The following is a 6,800-nucleotide window of genomic DNA, read 5'->3' as shown; positions in this document are numbered from 1 at the left end:
CCGCCTGGCTGCGCGCCGAACGCGAGCTGCTGCGCGACCTTCCCGCCGCCGACCTCGGCTACGGCGACCCGCGCGGCACTCCGGCGCTGCGCGCCGCCGTCGCCGACTGGCTGGCCCGCAACCGGGGCATCAGAACCACCCCTGACGAGGTGCTGATCACCGCGGGCACCGCCCAGACCCTCGCCCTCCTCGGCCAGGTGCTGCGCGCCGCCGGGCTGACCTCGGTGGCCGTGGAGGACCCGGGATCGCTCGGCGCCCGGCAGCAGCTGGCCGCCGCCGGGCTCGCCGTTCCGCCGATCCCGGTGGACGCGGCCGGCGCGCGCGTCGACGCGCTGCGCGCCACCGACGCCGGCGCCGTGCTGCTCACCCCGGCCCACCAGTTCCCCACCGGCGTCGTCCTGGACGGCGCCCGCCGGCGCGAGCTGCTGCGCTGGGCCACCGAGCACGACGGCCTGATCATCGAGGACGACTACGACTCCGAGCACCGCTACGACCGCCCACCGGTCGCCGCGCTCCGCTCCCTGCTCGCCGACCGCGTCGCCTACTGCGGCAGCGCGTCCAAGCTCCTGGCCCCCGCGCTGCGCATCGGCTGGCTGGTGCCGCCGCCCGAACTCCGCGACGACCTGATCGCCGCCAAGCGGCTGGCCGACCTGGGCAACGCGGCGCTGCCGCAGCTGGTGCTCGCCAGGCTCATGGAGTCGGGCGAGCTGGAACGCCAGTTGCGGCTCGCCCGGGCCCGCCACCGCCGCCGCCGGGACGCCATGATCGACGCGATCCGCCACCACCTCCCGCACGCCACGCTGCACGGGCCGGCCGCCGGGCTCCACCTGATGGTCACCTTCGACGACCGGCACGACCTGGACGACCTGGACCTGGACGACACCGCCCTGGCCGCCGCGGCCCTCGCCCGCGGCGTCAAGCTCCACCCCCTCGGCTGGCACCGCAGGCTCCCCCACCCGCCGGGGCTGATCCTCGGCTACGCGGCCACGCCCCCGCACGCCATCCGGGAGGGCGTGGCCGCGCTGGCCGCCGCCGTCAGCGAAGCGTGACCCGGAAGCGGGCCAGGTTCTCCTCGGTGGCCGCCTCGTCGCGGTGGAAGCCGGCCTTCTCGAGCACGCGGACGGAGGCCGGGTTCGACAGCTCGACGCCGGCGACCACGGTGTGCACCTCGGGCGCGGCGAGGGCGAAGCGGGCCAGCGCCCCGGTGGCCTCGGAGGCGTAGCCCCGGCCGCGGCGGGAGGCCACGACGCCGTAGCCGATCTCGACGGTGCCGTCGCTCGGCGGCCAGAACAGGCCGATCGAGCCCACCACGAGGCCGCTGTCGCGCTCGACGATCAGCCGGTGGCCGTACTCGCCGAGCCAGGCGGACTTTTGGTCGATGAGCCCCGCGATGACGCGATCGCCCTCGGCGGGGAAGTCGGCCGCCCAGTGCGCGGGCGGCGCCCCGTCCCCGAGGACCGCGGCGACCTCCGCCGGGGTCCAGGGCCGCAGCAGCAGGCGCTCGGTGGTCAGCGGGGCGGGGTTCGGTGAAACGGAGGAAGACACGTGTCACTCCTGGTCGTCTGAGGAACGACCGGACCGCGCGTCATCACCGCGCGGGCCGGACAAGGGCATGCTGACGAGGGCCGGCGACGGCCATACTCATCAACCTCCCTGGTCCACGGGCACGCACGCACCTCACGCGCGGTACGACGATAGCAATACAGAGACCCACGCGCGGCATCACCCGGGGGAGTAAGGCATACGATGACCAGCTCCCACGGTGGACAGCCCGAACTCGGCCCGCCCTGCGGGCAGGGTCAGAAGCCGCCCTCCATGTTGACGAAGCGCGAGTAGTGCCCCTGGAAGGCCACCGTGATCGTCGCCGTCGGCCCGTTGCGGTGCTTCGCGACGATCAGGTCGGCCTCACCGGCCCGCGGTGACTCCTTCTCGTAGGCATCCTCGCGGTGCAACAGGATGACCATGTCCGCGTCCTGCTCGATCGATCCTGATTCACGCAGATCCGAGACCATCGGCTTCTTGTCCGTCCGCTGCTCGGGACCGCGGTTCAGCTGGGAGAGCGCGATCACCGGCACCTCCAACTCCTTGGCGAGCAGCTTGAGGTTCCTTGACATCTCGGAGACCTCCTGCTGGCGGCTCTCCGCGCGGCGGTTGCCGCCCGACTGCATCAGCTGGAGGTAGTCGATGACGATGAGGCGCAGGTCGTTGCGCTGCTTCAGCCGCCGGCACTTGGCCCGGATCTCCATCATCGACAGGTTCGGCGAGTCGTCGATGTACAGCGGCGCCTCGTTGACCTCGGCCATCTGCCGGGCGAGCCGGTTCCAGTCCTCGTCGGTCATGCTGCCGGACCGCATGTGGTGCAGCGCGACCCGCGCCTCGGCCGACAGCAGCCGCATGGCGATCTCGTTGCGCCCCATCTCGAGCGAGAAGATCACGCTGGGCAGCTTGTGTTTGATGGAACAGGCCCGCGCGAAGTCCAGCGCCAGCGTGGAGTTGTGCGTGGGAACCATCGACCGGGTGGCCAGGTACAGGTGGTCCGGGTTGTCCACCTGAACACAGCGCACCGGAACGCTCGCGACCTCTCGAACATCGGTGATGAACCGCTGCCCCGGCTCAGGACCGAACACGTCGTCAGTCGGCGTGAACGTGACGACATACGCGGTCGAGAATCGCTCGGAACGATCGCTGGCCGGCTTCGTCCCCATGCCGCAGCGATAGCCGAGGCTGACGACCAGCTCGCGGAGTCCCTCGGCCAGCTCCCTGGTGGTGACCGCGAACCGCACCGCTCCGGTGGCCGTGACCGTTCCACCGGTGTCCAACAGCCCGGCGAGCAGTTCCCTCCGCTGAGCCACGGAGCCGCGCAGATACGCCTGGGGGATGTGCTTCCCCCCCAGCGGGCCGCCCGTGCCGTCGCCAAGCGACACTCCCAACTCGTACGGCGGGACGGGCAGGTCCTGGCGGGGAAGCTCGAGCGGCGCCGCGTTCCGCACCGAGTGGTTCTGCCGCCCGTCGGCGGTGTGGCGGTGCAGCGTCTCGGCGATCTCCTTGGTGGTCCTGACCGAGGCGGAGGTGCGCCGCGTTGGCGGCCCGCCGTGTCCCACGGCGACGGCCTGCGCCGACCCGCGGCTGGCCTGGGTGTCGGTGAGCCACTGGTGATCGGCGTCCGCGATGACCGTCGTGCCGTCGTCGAAGCGCACCTCGTAGCACGGTCGGCCCGTCATGACGTCGGTCGCGGCCACGACCCGGGTCGGCCTCCCCGACGCGTCGAGCAGGTGGTCGCCGGGCCGGACCTTCCCCATGGTGGTCCACCCGGTCGGGGTGGGGAGCGGCGTGTCGAGCGCCAGCGCCTTCCCCATCGCCGGCCTGGCCGCGATCACGATCATCTGGCCGGGGTGGAGGCCGTTGGTGAGCGCGTCGAGGTCGGTGAAGCCGGTGGGCACGCCGGTCATCTCGCCGCTGCGGTTGCTGATGGCCTCGATCTCGTCGAGGGCGCCCTCCATGATCTCGCCCAGCGGCAGGTAGTCCTCCGAGGTGCGCTGCTCGGTGACCGCGTAGACCTCGGCCTGGGCGGAGTTGACGATGTCGTCGACGTCGCCGTCGGCCGCGTATCCCATCTGGGTGATGCGGGTGCCGGCCTGGACCAGACGGCGCAGCACCGCGCGGTCGTGCACGATCTCGGCGTAGTACTGGGCGTTGGCCGCGGTCGGGACGGTGTGGACGAGGGAGTGCACGTAGCCGGCGCCGCCGACCCTGGCGAGCTCGCCGCGCTTGGTCAGCTCGGCCGAGATGGTGATGGGGTCGGCCGGCTCGCCCTTGGCGTAGAGGTCGAGGATGGCGCCGTAGATGGTCTCGTGGGCCGGCTTGTAGAAGTCGCTGCCGCGCAGCACCTCGACGACATCGGCGATGGCGTCCTTGGAGAGCAGCATGCCGCCGAGCACCGACTGCTCGGCCGCCAGGTCCTGGGGCGGCACCCGCTCGAACGCGGCGCGCTCGTCGGCGCCCGGGCCCTGGTCCCGGTCGGCCTCACCGTCCTCCGCGCCGTGCCGTGGGCGGGCGACCCGCGCGGGGCCCGCCTGGGCGTATCGCCCGCCGTCGGCCGGGGGGGCCTCGACCCCCTCCCACATGGAGTCCGGGTGCTCGAGATCGGCCACCGTCCCCGCCTCCTCCCGGCCCGCCGCCGTGTGTCGCTGTCTCTTTCCTACGCCACAGCTCTGACACTCGGCATCGCCCGGCGGGGGGACCTACGGTAAGCCCAGCGGGGGGTAGGACCAACCAAGTTATCCACAGGCTATGTGGATTTCAGATCAGACCCTGTGGACAACGCCCCGAAAGCTGTGGACAACCCGGTGGAGGACGGTGGACGACGCTGTGAACAACTCGCCGAAGATCCACTTTCCCCCGCTCTGACGTGCGGTTTCCTCGTCCACCGCCTGTGCACGGGAAAAACATCGGGACCGTCGCCGAGATCACGACACCCAGCGCGGCACCTCGGCCACCCGAGGCCGTAGAGTAAGGATCCAATCTCCCTCGTATCCATTACCTGTGGATGTTTGGATCTGGCCATGCCACCCACCGCTTCGAGCGCCCGCCGCCACGACCGCGAGATCCTCGCCCTCGCCCTGCCCGCCTTCGGATCCCTGGTCGCGGAACCCCTCTTCCTGATGACCGACAGCGCCATGGTCGGTCACCTCGGCACCGCCCAGCTCGCCGGCCTCGGCATCGCCGCAGCCCTGCTGTCCACCGCCGTCAACGTCTTCGTCTTCCTCGCCTACGCCACCACCGCCGCCGTCGCCCGCAGCGTCGGCGCCCGCGACCTCTCGGCCGCGATCCGCCAGGGCATGGACGGCAGCTGGCTCGCGCTCCTCCTCGGCCTCGGCCTGATAGCCGTCGTGCTGCCCACCGCCCCCGCCGTGATCGACGCCTTCGGCGCCTCCGCCACCGCGGCCCCGCACGCCGTCACCTACCTGCGGATCAGCGCGCTCGGCCTGCCCGCCATGCTGATCGTCCTCGCCGCCACCGGCGTGCTCCGCGGCCTCCAGGACACCAGGACCCCGCTCCACGTGGCCATCGCCGGCTTCGGCGCCAACGTCGTCCTCAACGCCGTGCTGATCTACGGCCTCGACCTGGGCGTCGCCGGCTCCGCCTGGGGCACCGTGCTCGCCCAGTTCGGCATGGCCGCCGCCTACCTCCGCGTGGTGCTGCGCGGCGCCCGCGCGCACGGCGCGAGCCTGCGCCCCACCGCCGCCGGCGTCCTCGCCAGCGCCCGCGCCGGCGTGCCCCTGCTGATCCGCACCCTCTCGCTGCGCGGCGTCCTGCTGATCGCCACCGCCGTGGCCACCAGGCTCGGCGACGTCGACGTCGCCGCCCACCAGGTGACCCTGACCGTCTGGACCCTGCTCGCCCTCGCCCTGGACGCCATCGCCATCGCGGGACAGGCCATCATCGGTCGCTACCTCGGCGCCGACGACGCCGCGGGCGCCCGCTCGGCCTGCCGCCGCATGATCTGGTGGGGCATGGTCTCCGGGGTGGCCATCGGCGTGCTGCTCGCCGCCACGAGCCCGCTCCTTCCCCGGCTGTTCACCGGCGACGAGGCCGTCCACGAGCGACTGCTCCCGGTGCTCCTGGTGGTCGCCGTGACCCAGCCCGTCGCCGGCGTGGTCTTCGTGCTCGACGGGGTGCTGATGGGCGCCGGCGACGGGCCCTACCTGGCCGGGGCCATGCTGCTGACCCTGACCGTGTTCACCCCGGTCGCGCTGCTCGTGCCCGAGTTGGGCGGCGGCCTCACCGCGCTGTGGTGGGCGCTGGCCGGGCTGATGATGGGCACCCGCCTGGTCACCCTGCTGCTGCGGACCAGGAGCGGCCGCTGGGCCGTCACCGGCGCCGTGCGCGCCTGACCCGCCGCCCGCCGACCGCGGATCGCGGATCGCCAACAACCCCGCACGAAAAGCCAACGGCCGCGCCCCGCATCCGCGGGGCGCGGCCGATCGCCGGTGTCCGCCCTTACTTGGCGGCGTCCACCTGAAGGCCGACGTTGGCCACGACCTCGGGGTGCAGCCGGACCGAGATCCGGTGCGAGCCCAGGCTCTTGATCGGGGTGCTCAGCTCGATCCGGCGCTTGTCCACGTCGGGACCGCCGGCGGCCTTCACCGCGGAGACGATGTCGGCCGGGGTGACGGAGCCGAACAGGCGCCCGCCGGTGCCGGCGCGGACCTTCAGTCGGACCGTGACGCCCTCGAGCTGCGACTTCACGTCGTTGGCCTGCTCGATCGAGGCGATCTCGCGGATCTTGCGGCCGCGACGGATCTGCTCGACGTCCTTCTGGCCGCCCTTGGTCCAGCGGATCGCGGCACCGCGGGGCAGCAGGTAGTTACGGGCGTACCCGTCCTTCACCTCGACGACGTCCCCGGCCATCCCCAGGCCGGCGACCTCACTGGTCAGGATGATCCTCATGGGTTGCGAACCACCCTTCCCTTAGCGCGCGGTCGAGGTGTAGGGCAGCAGCGCCATCTCACGGCTGTTCTTCACGGCCGTGGCGACGTCACGCTGGTGCTGGGTGCAGTTGCCGGTGACCCGGCGGGCACGGATCTTGCCGCGGTCGGAGATGAACTTCCGCAGCAGGTTCGTGTCCTTGTAGTCGACGTAGGAGATCTTCTCCTTGCAGAACACGCAGACCTTCTTCTTGGGCTTGCGCGCGGGCGGCTTCGCCATGGTGCTTCTCCGGTGAGTTCAGAAATACGTGGGGTGTGCCCTCAGAACGGGGGCTCGTCCGAGTAGCCACCGCCGGAGCCACCGCCCCAGCC

Annotated in this window: 6 protein-coding genes; 2 read left to right on the top strand and 4 right to left on the bottom strand. The window is 72.0% G+C overall.

Annotation, left to right across the window (positions count from 1 at the left end; genetic code table 11):
* Positions 1-1,049: PLP-dependent aminotransferase family protein (locus E1265_RS31300; RefSeq protein ID WP_132934350.1), on the top strand; the 1,049-nt coding region annotated here is incomplete at its 5' end.
* Here the strand turns inward: E1265_RS31300 and E1265_RS31295 are convergent.
* Positions 1,036-1,545, bottom strand: a complete 510-nt coding sequence (locus tag E1265_RS31295) for a GNAT family N-acetyltransferase (protein ID WP_132934349.1) — start codon at positions 1,543-1,545, stop codon at positions 1,036-1,038. The genes E1265_RS31300 and E1265_RS31295 overlap by 14 nt on opposite strands.
* A gap of 254 nt (positions 1,546-1,799) precedes the next feature.
* On the bottom strand, positions 1,800-4,124 hold the full coding sequence (gene dnaB / locus E1265_RS31290; RefSeq protein ID WP_132934351.1) for a replicative DNA helicase: 2,325 nt from the start codon (positions 4,122-4,124) through the stop codon (positions 1,800-1,802).
* A gap of 438 nt (positions 4,125-4,562) precedes the next feature.
* On the opposite strand from dnaB, the gene E1265_RS31285 reads away from it, so the two are divergent.
* Positions 4,563-5,894, top strand: coding sequence for an MATE family efflux transporter (locus E1265_RS31285; RefSeq protein WP_132934348.1), 1,332 nt, complete (start codon positions 4,563-4,565; stop codon positions 5,892-5,894).
* A gap of 106 nt (positions 5,895-6,000) precedes the next feature.
* On the opposite strand, the gene rplI is transcribed toward E1265_RS31285, so the two are convergent.
* Positions 6,001-6,450 carry a 50S ribosomal protein L9 gene (rplI, locus tag E1265_RS31280; RefSeq protein ID WP_132934347.1) on the bottom strand — a complete coding sequence of 150 codons (450 nt, stop codon included), beginning with the start codon at positions 6,448-6,450 and terminating at the stop codon, positions 6,001-6,003.
* Between the two features lie 21 nt (positions 6,451-6,471).
* Complete coding sequence (gene rpsR, locus E1265_RS31275; RefSeq protein WP_003978893.1) at positions 6,472-6,708, bottom strand: 30S ribosomal protein S18; 237 nt, start codon at positions 6,706-6,708, stop codon at positions 6,472-6,474.
* Positions 6,709-6,800 lie beyond the last annotated feature (92 nt).

This window comes from Streptomyces sp. 8K308, assembly GCF_004348315.1.
In the GTDB taxonomy this organism is placed as follows: domain Bacteria; phylum Actinomycetota; class Actinomycetes; order Streptomycetales; family Streptomycetaceae; genus Streptomyces.
Note: the sequence above shows the minus strand (reverse complement) of the source record. Positions and strands in the feature narration are given on the sequence as shown.

What these genes read in the sequence shown, in the direction of transcription:
- dnaB (WP_132934351.1), bottom strand. Translation starts at nt 4,124, where the DNA reads ATGTGGGAGGGGGTCGAGGCCCCCCCGGCCGACGGCGGGCGATACGCC.
- E1265_RS31285 (WP_132934348.1), top strand. Translation starts at nt 4,563, where the DNA reads ATGCCACCCACCGCTTCGAGCGCCCGCCGCCACGACCGCGAGATCCTC.
- rplI (WP_132934347.1), bottom strand. Translation starts at nt 6,450, where the DNA reads ATGAGGATCATCCTGACCAGTGAGGTCGCCGGCCTGGGGATGGCCGGG.
- rpsR (WP_003978893.1), bottom strand. Translation starts at nt 6,708, where the DNA reads ATGGCGAAGCCGCCCGCGCGCAAGCCCAAGAAGAAGGTCTGCGTGTTC.